Here is a 14,330-nt window from a genome sequence, read left to right as displayed (position 1 = left end):
ACCCACCCCTGAACACGACTACGGCCTGCACCACCCCAACGGGATCGTGCAGGCCGTAGTCACGAAGACCCTTGCGGAATTAACCAACAGCATCCGGCGATCCGGACGGGGCCCTCGGGGCACGGCTGCGCGGTCAGTCCTCGTACGCGTCCAGCGGCGGGCAGGAGCAGACCAGGTTGCGGTCGCCGAAGGCCTGGTCGATGCGGCGCACCGGCGGCCAGTACTTGTCGGCCACCGAGACCCCGGCGGGGAAGACGGCCTCCTCGCGGCTGTAGGCGTGCGTCCACTCGCCGCCGAGCGCTGCGGCGGTGTGCGGGGCGTGGTGCAGCGGGTTGTCCTCGGCGGGCCACACGCCGGAGCCGACCTTCTCGATCTCCGCGCGGATGGCGATCATCGCGTCGCAGAACCGGTCCAGCTCGGTGATGTCCTCCGACTCGGTCGGCTCGATCATCAGCGTGCCGGCCACCGGAAACGACATGGTCGGGGCGTGGAAGCCGTAGTCGATGAGGCGCTTGGCCACGTCGTCCACGCTGACGCCGGTCGCCTTGGTCAGCGGGCGCAGGTCGATGATGCACTCGTGCGCGACCAGGCCGCCGGGGCCGGTGTAGAGCACCGGGAAGTGCGGCTCCAGGCGCTTGGCGATGTAGTTCGCGGAGAGCACGGCCACCTGGGTGGCCCGCTTGAGGCCCTCGCCGCCCATCAGCCGGACGTACGCCCAGGAGATCGGCAGGATGCCCGCCGAGCCCCACGGCGCCGCCGAGACCGGGCCGACGCCCGTCTCGGGGCCGGCCGCCGGCTGGAGCGGGTGGTTGGGCAGGTACGGCGCGAGGTGCGAGCGCACCGCGACCGGGCCGACGCCGGGGCCGCCGCCGCCGTGCGGGATGCAGAAGGTCTTGTGCAGGTTCAGGTGCGAGACGTCGCCGCCGAAGTGGCCCGGCTTGGCGAGGCCGACCAGGGCGTTCAGGTTGGCGCCGTCGACGTACACCTGACCGCCGGCCTCGTGCACGCGGGCGCAGATGTCGGCGACGTGCTCCTCGAACACACCGTGCGTGGACGGGTAGGTGATCATCAGCACGGCCAGCTGGTCGCGGTGCTGCTCGATCTTGGCCCGCAGGTCCTCGACGTCGATCTCGCCGTCGTCGGACGTCTTGACGACGACGACCTTCATGCCGGCCATCACGGCGCTGGCCGCGTTGGTGCCGTGCGCGGAGGACGGGATGAGGCAGACGGTGCGCTGCTCGTCGCCGTTGGCGCGGTGGTAGCCGCGCACCGCCAGCAGACCGGCCAGCTCGCCCTGGGAGCCGGCGTTCGGCTGGAGGGAGACCTTGTCGTAGCCGGTGACCTCGGCGAGGCGGTCCTCCAGCTCGTGGATGAGCGTGAGGAAGCCGGCGGCCTGCTCTGCGGGCGCGAAGGGGTGCAGCGCGCCGAACTCGGGCCAGGTGATGGGCTCCATCTCGGTGGTCGCGTTGAGCTTCATGGTGCAGGAGCCCAGCGGGATCATGCCGCGGTCGAGCGCGTAGTCGCGGTCGGACAGCTTGCGCAGATAGCGCAGCATCGCGGTCTCGGAGCGGTGCTGGTGGAAGACCGGGTGGGCGAGGAAGTCGTCGCCGCGCAGCAGCGCCTCGGGCAGCGCGTCACCGGCGATCCCGTCCAGCGCCTCCAGGTCGGCCTCGACGCCGAAGGCGGACCAGACGCTCTCCAGCTGGGCTCGCGTGGTGGTCTCGTCGCAGGCCGCGGAGACGTGGTCGGCGTCGACCAGGCGCAGGTTGACGCCCTTGTCACGGGCGGCGGCGACGATCCCGGCGGCCTTGCCGGGCACCCGCGCGGTGACGGTGTCGAAGAAGGCGCCGTGCGTGATCTCGACGCCGCCGGCCCTCAGGCCCTCGGCGAGGAGCGTCGCGTAGCGGTGGGTGCGCCGGGCGATGGTCTTCAGGCCCTCGGGGCCGTGGTAGACGGCGTACATGCCGGCCATGACGGCGAGCAGCACCTGCGCGGTGCAGATGTTGCTGGTGGCCTTCTCGCGGCGGATGTGCTGCTCGCGGGTCTGGAGGGCCAGCCGGTACGCCTTGTTGCCGTCGGCGTCGACGGACACGCCGACCAGGCGGCCGGGCAGGCTGCGGGCGAACTTCTCGTGCACCGCCATGTAGCCGGCGTGCGGGCCGCCGAAGCCCATCGGGACGCCGAAGCGCTGGGTGGTGCCGATCGCGATGTCGGCGCCCAGCTCACCCGGCGAGGTCAGCAGGGTGAGGGCGAGCAGATCGGCGGCGACGGTGACGAGGGCGCCCAGCTCGTGCGCCTGCTCGATCACCGGCTTGATGTCGCGTACGGCACCGGAGGCGCCGGGGTACTGGACGAGCACGCCGTTGATGTCACGGGCGGCGATGTCGGCCGGGATGCCCGCGCTCAGGTCGGCGACGACGACCTCGACGCCGGTCGGCTCGGCGCGGGTCTGGATGACGGCGATGGTCTGCGGCAGGGCGTCCGCGTCGATCAGGAAGAGGCCCTTCTTGTTCTTGCCCATGCGCCGGGACAGGGCCATGGCCTCGGCGGCGGCGGTGCCCTCGTCCAGCAGGGAGGCGCCGGAGGTGGGCAGACCGGTGAGGTCGGCGACCATGGTCTGGAAGTTCAGCAGGGCCTCCAGGCGGCCCTGGGAGATCTCCGGCTGGTAAGGCGTGTACGCCGTGTACCAGGCCGGGTTCTCCAGGACGTTGCGCAGGATGACCGGCGGCGTGAAGGTGCCGTAGTACCCCAGGCCGATCATGGAGCCGAGGACCTGGTTGCGGTCGGCGAGCGCGCGCAGCTCGGCCAGTACCTCGGCCTCGGTGCGGGCGCCCGGCAGGTCGAGGGCGTCGGCGTTCTTGATCACATCCGGGACCGCGGCGGCGGTCAGCTCGTCCAGGGAGCCGTAGCCGACCTGTGCGAGCATCTTGGCCCGCGCCTCCTGGTCGGGCCCGATGTGGCGCTGTTCGAAGGGGATGCCCGCTTCGAGCTCGGAGAGCGGAATGCGATGGGCGGTCATTGCGGAGGCCTCCTGGTCTGACGACCTTCGAAGGGCACCACGGCGCGGGTGCCCGGACGGCCTCCCCCTCTGTCATCTCAACCTGAGAGCTTCACCGGGCACCTCGCGGCGCCGGCTTTCACCGTCGGTGAGAGCGGAAGCCGTCGACACCCGCCCTGCTTTCCAGAGTGACCTCGTCCGTGCGGTACGTGAGCCTGAGAGATTCCGGGGAGGATTTGCTCCTTCGGCGCCTCCGAGGTGGGTCGGAGGACTCTCCCGCACGGGGTCAGCAGCCGCAATCAGCCTACCAGCGAGGTCAACAGCCGGATTCTCAAGTGGCCGCCGCAGTGAATGTGCTCTTTCGTAGTGCTTACGGATGAGTTGCGACCAATTGGAGGGAGAGGGACCGTGCAGAGCGACATCGATCCTCGCAACCTGATCGGCCGCAAGGCGTTCGACCGCAGTGGCACCAAGATCGGCACCATTGACGAGGTGTACCTGGACGACGCCACCGGCGTCCCCGAGTGGGCGGCCATACGCACCGGCCTGTTCTCCCGCGACGCCTTCGTCCCCCTGGAGCCCAGCGAACTCGTCGAGGGCACCCTCCATGTCCCGTTCGACCGCTCCCTGATCAGGGACGCCCCCGACTTCGGCGTCGGCCGCCACCTCTCCCCCGAACAGGAACTCCAGCTCTACCACCACTACGGCCTCGACGTGACCCCGGACCCCGCCCCGGACCACACCTTCGGCAAGCTGGCGGGTTCGGAGGAGACGTAGCGAGCCCGTGGTCACGGCGTGGCCGGAAGGCCGGGGGCGGGTGAGGGGGCGGGGGCCGTAGGGACCAGGGGCAGTGGGTCCGCGGGCTCCAGTGCGGGGTCCGTGACGAGGAACGTCCGTATCCGTCCCGGCGGCGACTGCGGGGTCTCGAAGCGCACCGTCACCCGGCCCACCCCGCTCCCCTGCACCCATCCGTGTCCGTGCTCGGCGTGCCGTACGTCCTGGCCGGCCCGCCAGTGCGGCAGGGCCGGCGGCTCGCGGGGCACGGCGACCGGCTCGGCCGCGGCCTCCTCCGGCGCCGGCTCCGCCCGCGAGGACGCCTGGGCGAACAGGTCCTCCTGGGTGTAGTCGGCGAGCCCGGAGACGCCGACACCGAGCAGGCGCACCCCGCCCGTCGTGTCCACGGAGTCCAGCAACCGCTCGGCGGCCTCCCGCACCACCGCCGGATCGTCCGTGGGTCCCCGCAGCGTCTCGGAGCGGGTCAGCGTCGAGAAGTCGTACCGCCGCACCTTCAGTACGATCGTCCGCCCGGACAGTCCCGCCTCGCGCAGCCGCCGCACGCACCGGTCCGCCAGCCGCCGTACCTCGAGGCCGATCCGCGGCCGGTCGTGGATGTCCACGTCATACGTGTCCTCGACCGACACGGACTTGGCCTCCCGCTCGGCCACCACCGGCCGCTCGTCGTGCGCCAGCGCCATGGCGTACAGCGCCCCGCCGTGGGCCTTGCCGAGCAGTCGTACGAGTTCGTCCTCGCCCGCCTCGGCCAGTTCCCCGACCGTGGTGATCCCGGCGCGCCGCAGATGGTCGCCGGTGGCCGGCCCCACCCCCGGCAGGGTCCGCACCGGCAGGGGGCCCAGCAGCGCCCGCTCGGTGCCCGGCTCGATGAGCACCAGGCCGTCCGGCTTGGCCCGCTCGGAGGCGATCTTCGCGAGCATCTTGGACGCGGCGAGCCCCACCGACCCGGTGAGCCCGGTGACGGCACGGATGTCCGCACGCAGCCGCGCTCCCGTGCGCCGCGCCGACTCCGCGTCCGTCGCCGCGCCCGAGGCCGCGAGGTCCACGAACGCCTCGTCCAGGCTCAGCGGTTCCACCAGCGGCGACAGCGCCCGCAGCAGCGTCATCACCTGCTCGCTGACCGCCCGGTACAGACTGAAGCGCGGCACCAGATACGCCGCGTGGGGCGCGAGCCGCCGGGCCTGGGCCATGGGCATCGCCGAGTGCACCCCGAAGGCCCGCGCCTCGTACGACGCCGTGGCCACCACCCCGCGCGGTCCGAGCCCGCCCACCACGACCGCTTTCCCGCGCAGGCTCGGCTTGGATGCCTGCTCCACCGAGGCGTAGAAGGCATCCATGTCGAGATGCAGGATCGTGGGCGCGTTTCTCACATCTCCGATGCTGCACCACGGCACTGACAATCCGCGGGCGCCCGGCGGCCCATCGGTTCGGCCGCCGGTTCAGACCGCCCGGTTGCGGCGGCGCGCCAGTTCGTCCGCCGGGTTGTGCCCGACCAGCGTCTCGCCGGTGTCGACGCGCTCGCCGTGCAGTTGGGACAGCGCGTTCTCCACGTCCCGCCACACCACGCCGACCGCGATGCCGAAGATGCCCTGGCCCCCCTGGAGGAGCGCGTGCACCTCGTCCGGCGAGGTGCACTCGTAGACGGTCGCGCCGTCGCTCATGAGCGTCATGCGCTCCAGGTCGCAGAAACCGCGCTCCCGCAGGTGCTGCACGGCGGAACGGATGTTCTGGAGCGAGACCCCGGTGTCCAGGAACCGCTTGACGATCTTCAGGACGACGACGTCCCGGAAGCTGTACAGCCGCTGGGTTCCCGACCCGTACGCGGGCCGCACACTCGGCTCGACCAGGCCCGTACGCGCCCAGTAGTCGAGCTGTCGATACGTGATGCCGGCCGCCGCACAGGCCGTGGGCCCCCGGTAGCCGATCTCCTCGGACGTCATGGACGCCGCCCCTTCGCCGTCCGGCACCGCCGTCGGCCGTTGCGGAGCGTGATCCACCGCGCTGCTGTGAACCGGGTACGGACCGCTCTCCCCGAAACCGCGCACGGGAGCACCCCCAGCCGTACCGTCGCCGCTGGTTCTCACGCCGACCTCCGTCCTTGACCTGCCTTCTCGACGGTAGGCAGTCACCAGGGGTGCGTCAACGATCGCCACACTCGGCACGCCGAGTGATAATCACCCAAGGAGTGGTTTCCCGTGTCCCACCGCGGGGAAAGGCTAGCCGAATGCCCTCGCGGGAACCCGTAGGACGCTCTCAATCGCCGGTGGCAATTGCCGCGGGAACCGGCCGCGCCGGACGGCGGGCCGTCCCCCGGATGCCCCGGCCGCGCAGGCCAGGGCACCTACGCGTCACTCGGACGCGCCGACGGCCTCACTGGCTGCTGGTGCCGAAGTCCTCGGGCGAGATCTGGTCGAGGAACTCGCGGAACTTCTCCACCTCGTCCTCCTGCTCGTCCGGGATGGCGATCCCCGCGTCGTCCAGCACCGTGTCGCTGCCGTAGATCGGCGTGCCGGTGCGCAGGGCGAGCGCTATGGCGTCGGACGGACGGGCGCTGACCTCGACCCCGCTGGCGAAGACCAGCTCCGCGTAGAAGACGCCTTCCCGCAGGTCGGTGATGCGTACTTCGGTCAGCTCCTGGCCGACGGCCTCCAGCACGTCCTTGAACAGGTCATGGGTCAGCGGCCTGGCCGGGGCCATGCCCTGCTGGGCGAAGGCGATCGCCGTCGCCTCCCCCGGCCCGATCCAGATAGGGAGGTAACGGTCGCCTCCCACTTCGCGCAGGAGCACGATCGGTTGGTTGGAGGGCATTTCGACCCGGACACCTACGACATCGAGCTCGTTCACACAGCAACCCTAGGCCGTGCCCCGGACGTTTGGGTAGTCGGGGCCGGGAGCGCTGCCCGAACCGGTCCCCGGCGGCCCACCCCCGGATCAGGGAAGACGCACTCCGAGGGCGGTCTTCACGAGGGCCGCGTGCAGTTTCATGGTGAGCGCCGCCAGCTCCTTCGTCCGGGCCTCGGCGAGCGCTCTGGTCTGCGGGTTGCGGTGGCGTTTGAGCGGGGCCACCACCTGCTCCACCAGGCCGGCCTCCCGGTCGGCGGCCGCCTTCATCACCCGCAGATGGCGGGGCTCGATCCCGAAGCGCCCCAGTTCGGCGACGAGGGAGGCCACGGTGACCGCCTCCGCGTCGTACGTACCGTCCGCCAGCGGCACCAGGAGTCCGTACGACTCCCACTCCGCCAGCTCGGCCTCCCCGATGTCCGCGGCGGCCAGCAGCTCGGAGCGGCCGACCCTGGCCACGGTGGGCCCCTCCTGCACCTCCAGGACGTCGTCCCCGGTGCGCTGGCGCCCGACCACGGGCAGCGGGACGGCCTCGCCCCGCTCCATGGCGTCCAGATGCTCGCGGATCACCTTGAGCGGCAGATAGTGGTCCCGCTGCATTCTCAGGACGTGTCCGAGGCGCTCAAGGTCACCGGGGCTGAACTTGCGGTACCCCGAAGGGGTCCGCTGCGGTTCGATGAGCCCCTCCGCCTCCAGGAAACGGATCTTGGAGATGGTGACTTCGGGGAACTCCTCGCGCAGCGCGTTCAGCACCGCGCCGATGCTCATCAACCCGCTGTCCCTGGCGGCGGTACCGCTTCCGGCACCGCCGCTCGGTGTGTGAAGCATGGACCTTCCCTGGGTTACCCCCGGAACGCGTCCGGGGGCGGGTCAGAAGCCCTGCCGGCTCGGGTAGAACACCAGCCGGTACTTGCCGATCTGCACCTCGTCACCGCTGTGCAGGGCGACCTGGTCGATCGGCTCGCGGTTGACGTACGTGCCGTTCAGGCTGCCGACGTCGGCGACGGTGAACGAACCGTCCGGCGAGCGGCGGAACTCCACATGGCGGCGCGAGACGGTCACGTCGTCCAGGAAGATGTCGCTCTGCGGGTGACGGCCCGCCGTGGTCAGGTCGCCGTCGAGCAGGAAGCGGCTGCCCGAGTTCGGGCCCCGGCGCACCACCAGCAGGGCCGAGCCCGCCGGCAGCGCCTCCACCGCGGCCTGCGCCTCCGGCGACAGCGACGGGATCGGCGTCTGGCCGGTCGCCTCCGCGTCGTAGGCCTCGAGTCCGGAGATGGAGATCGTGGACGTCGTCTCGGACGCGCGCTCGGGCACGGCTCCGGGACGCAGCGGCGCACCGCAGTTGGAACAGAAGCGGGCGTTCTCCGCGTTCCGGTTACCGCACCTCGTACACACCAGGACCGACATGGACGGATCCTCCTGCCGCGGCTGCCCCGCCGGGGCGTTGGACGCGTACGGGCCGGGAGCAAAGTCTCCACCCGTACTTGAGGTTGACGGTTGCCCGAAACCTATGCCGCCGGAGTGGGCAGGGTCAACTGACGGCGCGCCCTGGCCTCCCGAAATGTCACCGCCCGGACCAGCCACCTGGTCCCGGAACAGCGGCCGCTGACCCTGTGCGTCAGGCTGTGCGCGATGACGAGCGGTCGCGTTGTCGCCGCCCTCTCGCGCGCTCTTGCCGAACCACTTCGCAAACAACTTCACGGGCGATTCCCCTTGACCGAAACAGACCCGCCCGTGGGGCAGGACGAACCCTGATTGCCGACACCGGTCGACCCGGACACCCTCACAACGTCCGTGCCCACCAGACAGTTTCCACCACGCGTCACCTCGTCGGTGCGCCGACCCCCCGCAACCTCATGCCCCTGCCGGACCACCGCCATGCACCGCCGGTTCACCGGGAGGACGACCGAGCGTAGTCAGGCTGCTTCGCCTGTCGCAAGGCGTCCACGACGATCTTGCCCGACTGTGCGACGGAGACCTTGGCCTGCTCCTTCTCCAGAGTCTGCACCACGCCTCCCGGAATGTTCAGCGCCGGCTCGAGATCCTGCGGTTTGCCGATGACCTTGAAACGATAAGGGGCGTTGATCTTGTTCCCGTCCACGCTCACGCTCTTGCCCGCGTCCGCGAAGTAGGTGTTGGCCACCACGCGCACGCCGTTGACCTGGATCGCCTCCGCGCCGGCCGCGCGCAGCTCCTGGATGGTGTCGAGCAGCATGTCCGACTGGACCGTCCCCTTCGTGTCCTCGATCGTCATGGTGATGCCGGGACCCTGGGCCGCCACGGTGCCCGCCAGAATGCCGAGTTGCCGTTCCTTCTCGGCGGTCTGCTTGCGTGCCTCCGCGGCCCGGTCGGAGCTGCTCTGGAGCTCCGACCGCTGCTTTTCGAGTCCCTGCTTCTCGTCCTCAAGACGCTGAGTGCGCGAATCCAGTTCATCCAGGATGCGAACAAGATCTTCCTGACGTGCGCCGCGCAGCGCGCTGTCGGTGTCGCTGTTGGACGCCACCTGGACGGCCAGACCGAAGCCGAGCCCGAACAGGAGAACGGCGACGATGAGTTGGGGCCGGGTCAGGCGCGGCGGCCACAGCCCCTTGACGAGCCGCTGACGGCCGGTCAGCGACGCGTCGGGGCGCGGCACGGGCCGCGGACCGGCTCCGGGCGCCGCGGCGGGCACCTCGGCGGGCAGCTCCTTGCGCAGCCGGTTCTCCGGCCGGGCGGCGTGCTCGCCGTGGGTGTGCTCGCCGTGCGCGTGCTCACCATGCGCGTGCTCGCCGTGCGCGTGGCCGTGGTGTGTGTGGCCGTGCTGCTCGTCGTCGGGGTGCTGGTTGTCGCTCATCGCCTCAAGCCCGGAAGATGTGCCGCCGGATCGCCGCGGCGTTGGAGAAGATGCGGATACCGAGGACGACCACGACGCCCGTGGACAGCTGCGCGCCCACCCCCAACTTGTCGCCCAGGAACACGATCAGGGCCGCCACGACCACGTTCGACAGGAAGGACACCACGAAGACCTTGTCGTCGAAAATGCCGTCCAGCATGGCCCGCAGACCACCGAAGACGGCGTCCAGCGCCGCCACGACGGCGATCGGCAGATAAGGCTCCACGACCGCCGGAACCTCGGGCCGGACCAACAGGCCGGCCACGACTCCCACGACGAGGCCCAGTACGGCGATCACGATGTGCCCTTCTCCGTCTTCTCGTTGTTCTCGGTGTGCTTGGCGTTCTTGCTGTTCTCGGTGTTCTTCGCGTCGGCCGTCTCGGGGACCGGCTGCGCCGTGCGTACGATCACACTCGGCGCGGCGGGCAACCGGACGTCGTGCTCGGTGGAGATGGTGGCGCGGATGCCGTAATTCTGCTCCAGGGCGTGCAGATACAGCCCGTCGCCACTGTTCTGGAAGTCGCTGCTCAGCCGGGGCCCGTCCCCCACCGCCAGCACGGTGTACGGCGGCACGAGCGGCCTGTTGTCGACCAGGATCGCGTCTCCGGCGGCCCGGATCGCCGACAGGGCGGTCAGCCGCTGCCCGTTGACGGAGACGGCCTCGGCGCCGGACGCCCACAGCCCGTTGACCACGCGCTGGAGATCACGGTCGCGCACCCGGCCGGTGTCGGAGAACCCGGCGGTCTCCCGCGGGTTGGTGCCGTCACCGCCGGTGCTGGCCTCCTTGGCGTCGTTCACCACGAGTTTGACGCCCGGACCGTGTACCTCGGTGGCGCCCGACAGCATGCTCACCAGGTCGGCCTGGGCACTGCCGCCGCTCGACCGCAGCGCCGCCCGCTGGCGCGCGCTGACATCGTCACGCAGCTTGTCGACGCCGCCCTGGAGCTTGTCCGCGTCGGCGGTCTCCTTGTCGACGCGGTCGATCAGCTCCTGGCGCTCCTTGGCCACCACGGGCGCCGCCACCCGCGCCTGTGCCGCGCCGACGGTCACGACCAGCGCGGCGAGGACGAGGCCGCCCGCGAGGCCCAGCTTCGCCCTGAGGGTCTTCGGCAGGCCGCCCTCGCCCCAGGACTTCTTCCGGGCGGCGGCCTCGGCGTACCCGTCGTCGAGGCTGTGGTCCATGACGTTGGTGATCAACGACATGGAGGCGTCCGGGCGGCGCGGCCGCGCGGCGCTGCTCCGATCGGGGGGTTGCTGCGGCATGCCGCACATCGTCGCATGTCGCGCCCGATACTCCGAATGGCCCCACCGACGCGCCGGACAGGTCCCCTCGGGGGAGACCTGTCCGGCACGCGCGTGCGGCGGTTCCGCGACCCTGCCCCGTGCGGGCCGCGGCCGTGCGGCTTACCGCCCGGCGCTGTCCACGACCCCGGACCACTCGTCCAGCAGGGCCTGCGCGGAGGCGTCGTCCGGGCCCTCGGCCCACAGATGGGTGACCGCCTCGGCCGGGTCGGGCAGCACCATCACCCAGCGCCCGTCGGCCTCCACGACCCGCACCCCGTCGGTGGTGTCGACCGAGCGGTCCCCGGCCGCCTCGACCACCCGGCGCATCACGAGCCCCTTGACGGCCCATGGCGTCGCCAGGTCCCGCTTGAGGACGTGCGCCCGCGGGATCCGCGCGTCGATCTGGCTCAGGGTGAGCTGGGTGCGCGCCACGAGCCCGATCAGCCGGACGAACGCGGCCGTGCCGTCGAACACGCTGCCGAACTCGGGGACGATGAACCCGCCCTTGCCGTCGCCGCCGAAGATGGTGCCTTCCGCACCACCCACACGAGTGAGGTCGTCGGGCGAGGTCGTCGTCCACTCGACCTGGGTGCCGTGGTAGGCGGCCACCTGTTCGGCGATGCGGGTCGTGGTGACGGGCAGCGCCACCCGGCCGCTGCGACGCTCCGCGGCCACCAGGTCCAGCATCACCAGCAGAGCCCGGTCGTCCTCGATGATCCGGCCCTTCTCGTCCACGAGCGACAGCCGCTCGCCGACGGGGTCGAAGCGCACGCCGAACGCGGCGCCCGAGGACGCGACGATCTCGCCGAGGCGCACCAGACCGCTGCGCCGCATCTCGGCGGTCTCGGTGGGCCTGGACTCGTCCAGACCCGGATTGATGGTCAGCGAGTCCACTCCGAGCTTGCCCAGCAGGCTGGGCAGCACCAGGCCCGCGCTGCCGTTGGAGGCGTCCACGACGACCTTCATGCCGGACTCGGCGATCCCGCTGGTGTCGACATTGCGCAGCAGCGACCCGGTGTACGAGTCGAAGACGCTGGAGGGGAAGTACAGGTCCCCGATCTCGCCGGGGAACGCCCGCCGGTACTCCTGGCGCGCGAACACCCGGTCCAGCTTGCGCTGGCCTCCCTGGGACAGGTCGGCGCCCTGTCCGTCGAAGAACATGATGTCGACCGAGTCGGGGACGCCGGGCGTGGTACGGATCATGATGCCGCCGGCGCTGCCCCGCGCGGTCTGCTGCCGGGCCACGGGCAGCGGCACGTTCTCCAGGTCGCGTACGTCGATGGCGCTCGCCTGCAATGCCGAGATCACCGCGCGCTTGAGCGCTCGGGCACCTCGGGAGTGGTCGCGGGCCGTGGTGACCGTGGAGCCCTTCTTGAGCGTGGTCGCGTACGCGCCGGCGAGGCGTACGGCGAGCTCGGGCGTGATCTCCACGTTCAGGATGCCGGAGACCCCGCGGGCGCCGAAGAGGTGCGCCTGGCCCCTGGATTCCCAGATGACCGAGGTGTTGACGAAGGCGCCGGCCTCGATGGTCTTGAACGGGTAGACCCGCACATTGCCCTGCACGATCGATTCTTCGCCGATCAGGCATTCATCGCCGATGACCGCGCCGTCCTCGATCCGGGCGGCCCGCATGATGTCGGTGTTCTTGCCGACGACGCAGCCGCGCAGATTGCTGTGCTGGCCCACATAGACGTTGTCGTGGACGACCGCCTTGTGCAGGAAGGCGCCGCTCTTGACGACGACGTTCGAGCCGACGACGGAGTCCTCGCGTATCTCGGCGCCGGCCTCCACCTTGGCGTAGTCGCCGATGTAGAGCGGTCCGCGCAGGACGGCGTCGGGATGCACCTCGGCGCCCTCGGCCACCCATACGCCGGGGGAGATCTCGAATCCGTCGATGTCGACGTTGACCTTGCCTTCGAGGACGTCGGCCTGGGCCTTGACGTAGCTCTCGTGCGTGCCGACGTCCTCCCAGTAGCCCTCGGCGACGAAGCCGTAGATCGGCTTGCCTTCCTTCATCAGCTGCGGGAAGACATCGCCGGACCAGTCGACCGGAACATCGGGCTCTACGTAGTTGAAGACTTCGGGCTCCATCACATAGATGCCCGTGTTGACGGTGTCGGAGAAGACCTGCCCCCAGGTCGGCTTCTCCAGGAAGCGCTCGACCTTGCCTTCCTCGTCCACGATGGTGATGCCGAATTCCAGGGGGTTGGGCACGCGGGTCAGGCAGACCGTGACGAGCGCGCCCTTCTCCTTGTGGAAATTGATCAGCTCCGTGAGGTCGAAGTCGGTCAGGGCGTCACCGGAGATGACGAGGAAGGCATCATCCTTCAATGCCTCTTCGGCGTTCTTGACGCTTCCGGCGGTACCGAGTGGCTTCTCCTCATTGGCGTAGGTGAGTTCCATACCGAGTTCTTCGCCGTCACCGAAGTAGTTCTTGACGAGCGAGGCAAGGAACTGCACGGTGACGACGGTCTCGGTGAGCCCGTGCCTTTTGAGCAGCCGTAGCACATGCTCCATGATCGGGCGGTTCACCACCGGCAGGAGCGGCTTGGGCATGCTTGAGGTCATAGGGCGAAGGCGAGTGCCTTCGCCTCCGGCCATCACGACGGCCTTCATGTCGGAAGCGTCCTCCTCTGAGAGACGACGGTCTTAGCCGACTTCACCCGTCCAGATTGTCCCGCACTTTTCTGCCGCGGGCCATCGAGGCGTTACGTCAGGACAATCGCCGAGCTCAATCGGCCATGGCATCCGCGCGAACCAATCGGCGGACTTGTACCACGTAGAGCACTCCTGCCCACCAATAGAGCGTTGTACCCCATCCGGCGAACGCCCATCCGAAAACAGCGGCCAGTGACGCGATCCAACCGTGGCCGTCGCTGAGGAGCAGGAGCGGGAAGGCGTACATGAGGTTGAACGTGGCTGCCTTCCCGAGGAAGTTGACCTGGGGCGGCGGGTAGCCGTGCCGGCGGAGGATGCCCACCATCACCAGGAGCATCAGCTCCCGCGCGAGCAGCAGGGCGGTCAGCCAGAGGGGCAGGATCTCCCGCCAGGTGAGGCCGACCAGCGTGGAGAGCACGTAGAGCCGGTCGGCGGCCGGGTCGAGGAGCCGGCCCAGGCTGCTGATCTGGTTCCAGCGCCGGGCGAGCTTGCCGTCCAGGTAGTCGCTGACTCCGCTGAAGGCCAGCACGAGCAGGGCCCATCCGTCGCTCTTGGGGCCCCCGAACTCCGGCCTGAGGATCAGCCACAGGAACAGGGGCACGCCGACGAGCCGCGCCATGCTGAGGATGTTGGGGATGGTGAGGACCCGGTCTGTCTGGACACGGGTCTCCTGGACCTCCACCCGGGGGCCTCCTGTGGGAAAACGAGCCAACGATGCTCCCTGACTTTACCCCAACGCAAAAAAGCTCCGGCTCTCGGGCTGGTGCCCAAGAGCCGGAGCTGTAAAAGGAGTTCGGCGGCGTCCTACTCTCCCACAGGGTCCCCCCTGCAGTACCATCGGCGCTGAAAGGCTTAGCTTCCGGGTTCGGAATGTAACCGGGCGTT

Annotated in this window: 12 protein-coding genes, 1 rRNA gene and 1 riboswitch; of the genes, 1 reads left to right on the top strand and 12 read right to left on the bottom strand. The window is 70.1% G+C overall.

Translation table 11 applies throughout. The features are described from left to right. Positions 1-133: 133 nt before the first annotated feature. Complete coding sequence (gene gcvP / locus AC069R_RS33735) at positions 134-3,019, bottom strand: aminomethyl-transferring glycine dehydrogenase (RefSeq protein ID WP_478770506.1); 2,886 nt, start codon at positions 3,017-3,019, stop codon at positions 134-136. 172 nt (positions 3,020-3,191) lie between these two features. Beyond that, a riboswitch (glycine riboswitch) is annotated at positions 3,192-3,287 on the bottom strand. Positions 3,288-3,406: 119 nt separating this feature from the next. Between gcvP and AC069R_RS33730 the strand changes: the two genes are divergently transcribed. Beyond that, positions 3,407-3,775, top strand: a complete 369-nt coding sequence (locus AC069R_RS33730) for a PRC-barrel domain-containing protein (protein WP_478770505.1) — start codon at positions 3,407-3,409, stop codon at positions 3,773-3,775. A gap of 11 nt (positions 3,776-3,786) precedes the next feature. Here AC069R_RS33730 and AC069R_RS33725 read toward each other — a convergent pair whose 3' ends face one another. The 11 genes from AC069R_RS33725 to rrf form a co-directional block, all read right to left on the bottom strand. Next, entirely contained in the window at positions 3,787-5,160 is a 1,374-nt protein-coding gene (locus AC069R_RS33725) for a DNA polymerase IV (protein ID WP_478770504.1), read from the bottom strand. 69 nt (positions 5,161-5,229) lie between these two features. After that, on the bottom strand, positions 5,230-5,874 hold the full coding sequence (locus tag AC069R_RS33720; protein WP_397987021.1) for a MerR family transcriptional regulator: 645 nt from the start codon (positions 5,872-5,874) through the stop codon (positions 5,230-5,232). 286 nt (positions 5,875-6,160) lie between these two features. Further along, on the bottom strand, positions 6,161-6,634 hold the full coding sequence (locus AC069R_RS33715) for a bifunctional nuclease family protein (RefSeq protein ID WP_026253112.1): 474 nt from the start codon (positions 6,632-6,634) through the stop codon (positions 6,161-6,163). A gap of 87 nt (positions 6,635-6,721) precedes the next feature. Continuing rightward, a complete protein-coding gene (gene ftsR, locus AC069R_RS33710; protein ID WP_478770503.1) occupies positions 6,722-7,459 on the bottom strand; it encodes a transcriptional regulator FtsR in 738 nt (245 codons plus the stop codon). 42 nt (positions 7,460-7,501) lie between these two features. Then, complete coding sequence (locus AC069R_RS33705) at positions 7,502-8,332, bottom strand: FHA domain-containing protein (protein ID WP_478770502.1); 831 nt, start codon at positions 8,330-8,332, stop codon at positions 7,502-7,504. A gap of 190 nt (positions 8,333-8,522) precedes the next feature. After that, positions 8,523-9,464 (bottom strand): DUF881 domain-containing protein, encoded by a 942-nt coding sequence (locus tag AC069R_RS33700; RefSeq protein ID WP_478770501.1) that lies wholly within the window; start codon positions 9,462-9,464, stop codon positions 8,523-8,525. A 4-nt stretch (positions 9,465-9,468) separates the two neighbouring features. Then, positions 9,469-9,801 carry a small basic family protein gene (locus tag AC069R_RS33695; protein WP_030794354.1) on the bottom strand — a complete coding sequence of 111 codons (333 nt, stop codon included), beginning with the start codon at positions 9,799-9,801 and terminating at the stop codon, positions 9,469-9,471. Continuing rightward, entirely contained in the window at positions 9,798-10,706 is a 909-nt protein-coding gene (locus tag AC069R_RS33690; RefSeq protein WP_478770507.1) for a DUF881 domain-containing protein, read from the bottom strand. Before AC069R_RS33690 ends, AC069R_RS33695 begins: the two co-directional genes overlap by 4 nt. A gap of 201 nt (positions 10,707-10,907) precedes the next feature. After that, positions 10,908-13,403: a sugar phosphate nucleotidyltransferase gene (locus AC069R_RS33685; protein ID WP_397987016.1), complete on the bottom strand. Its 2,496-nt coding sequence runs from the start codon at positions 13,401-13,403 to the stop codon at positions 10,908-10,910. A gap of 115 nt (positions 13,404-13,518) precedes the next feature. Beyond that, entirely contained in the window at positions 13,519-14,127 is a 609-nt protein-coding gene (gene clsA, locus AC069R_RS33680) for a cardiolipin synthase ClsA (protein ID WP_478770500.1), read from the bottom strand. A 109-nt stretch (positions 14,128-14,236) separates the two neighbouring features. Beyond that, positions 14,237-14,330, bottom strand: a 5S ribosomal RNA gene (gene rrf, locus AC069R_RS33675); the annotation flags it as partial.

Source organism: Streptomyces sp. NPDC043952 (genome assembly GCF_056435325.1).
Note: the sequence above shows the minus strand (reverse complement) of the source record. Positions and strands in the feature narration are given on the sequence as shown.

Excerpts from the sequence above, each read along its gene's own strand:
- gcvP (WP_478770506.1), bottom strand. The coding sequence starts at position 3,019 with ATGACCGCCCATCGCATTCCGCTCTCCGAGCTCGAAGCGGGCATCCCC.
- ftsR (WP_478770503.1), bottom strand. The coding sequence starts at position 7,459 with ATGCTTCACACACCGAGCGGCGGTGCCGGAAGCGGTACCGCCGCCAGG.
- AC069R_RS33700 (WP_478770501.1), bottom strand. The coding sequence starts at position 9,464 with ATGAGCGACAACCAGCACCCCGACGACGAGCAGCACGGCCACACACAC.
- AC069R_RS33690 (WP_478770507.1), bottom strand. The coding sequence starts at position 10,706 with ATGTCGTTGATCACCAACGTCATGGACCACAGCCTCGACGACGGGTAC.
- AC069R_RS33685 (WP_397987016.1), bottom strand. The coding sequence starts at position 13,403 with ATGAAGGCCGTCGTGATGGCCGGAGGCGAAGGCACTCGCCTTCGCCCT.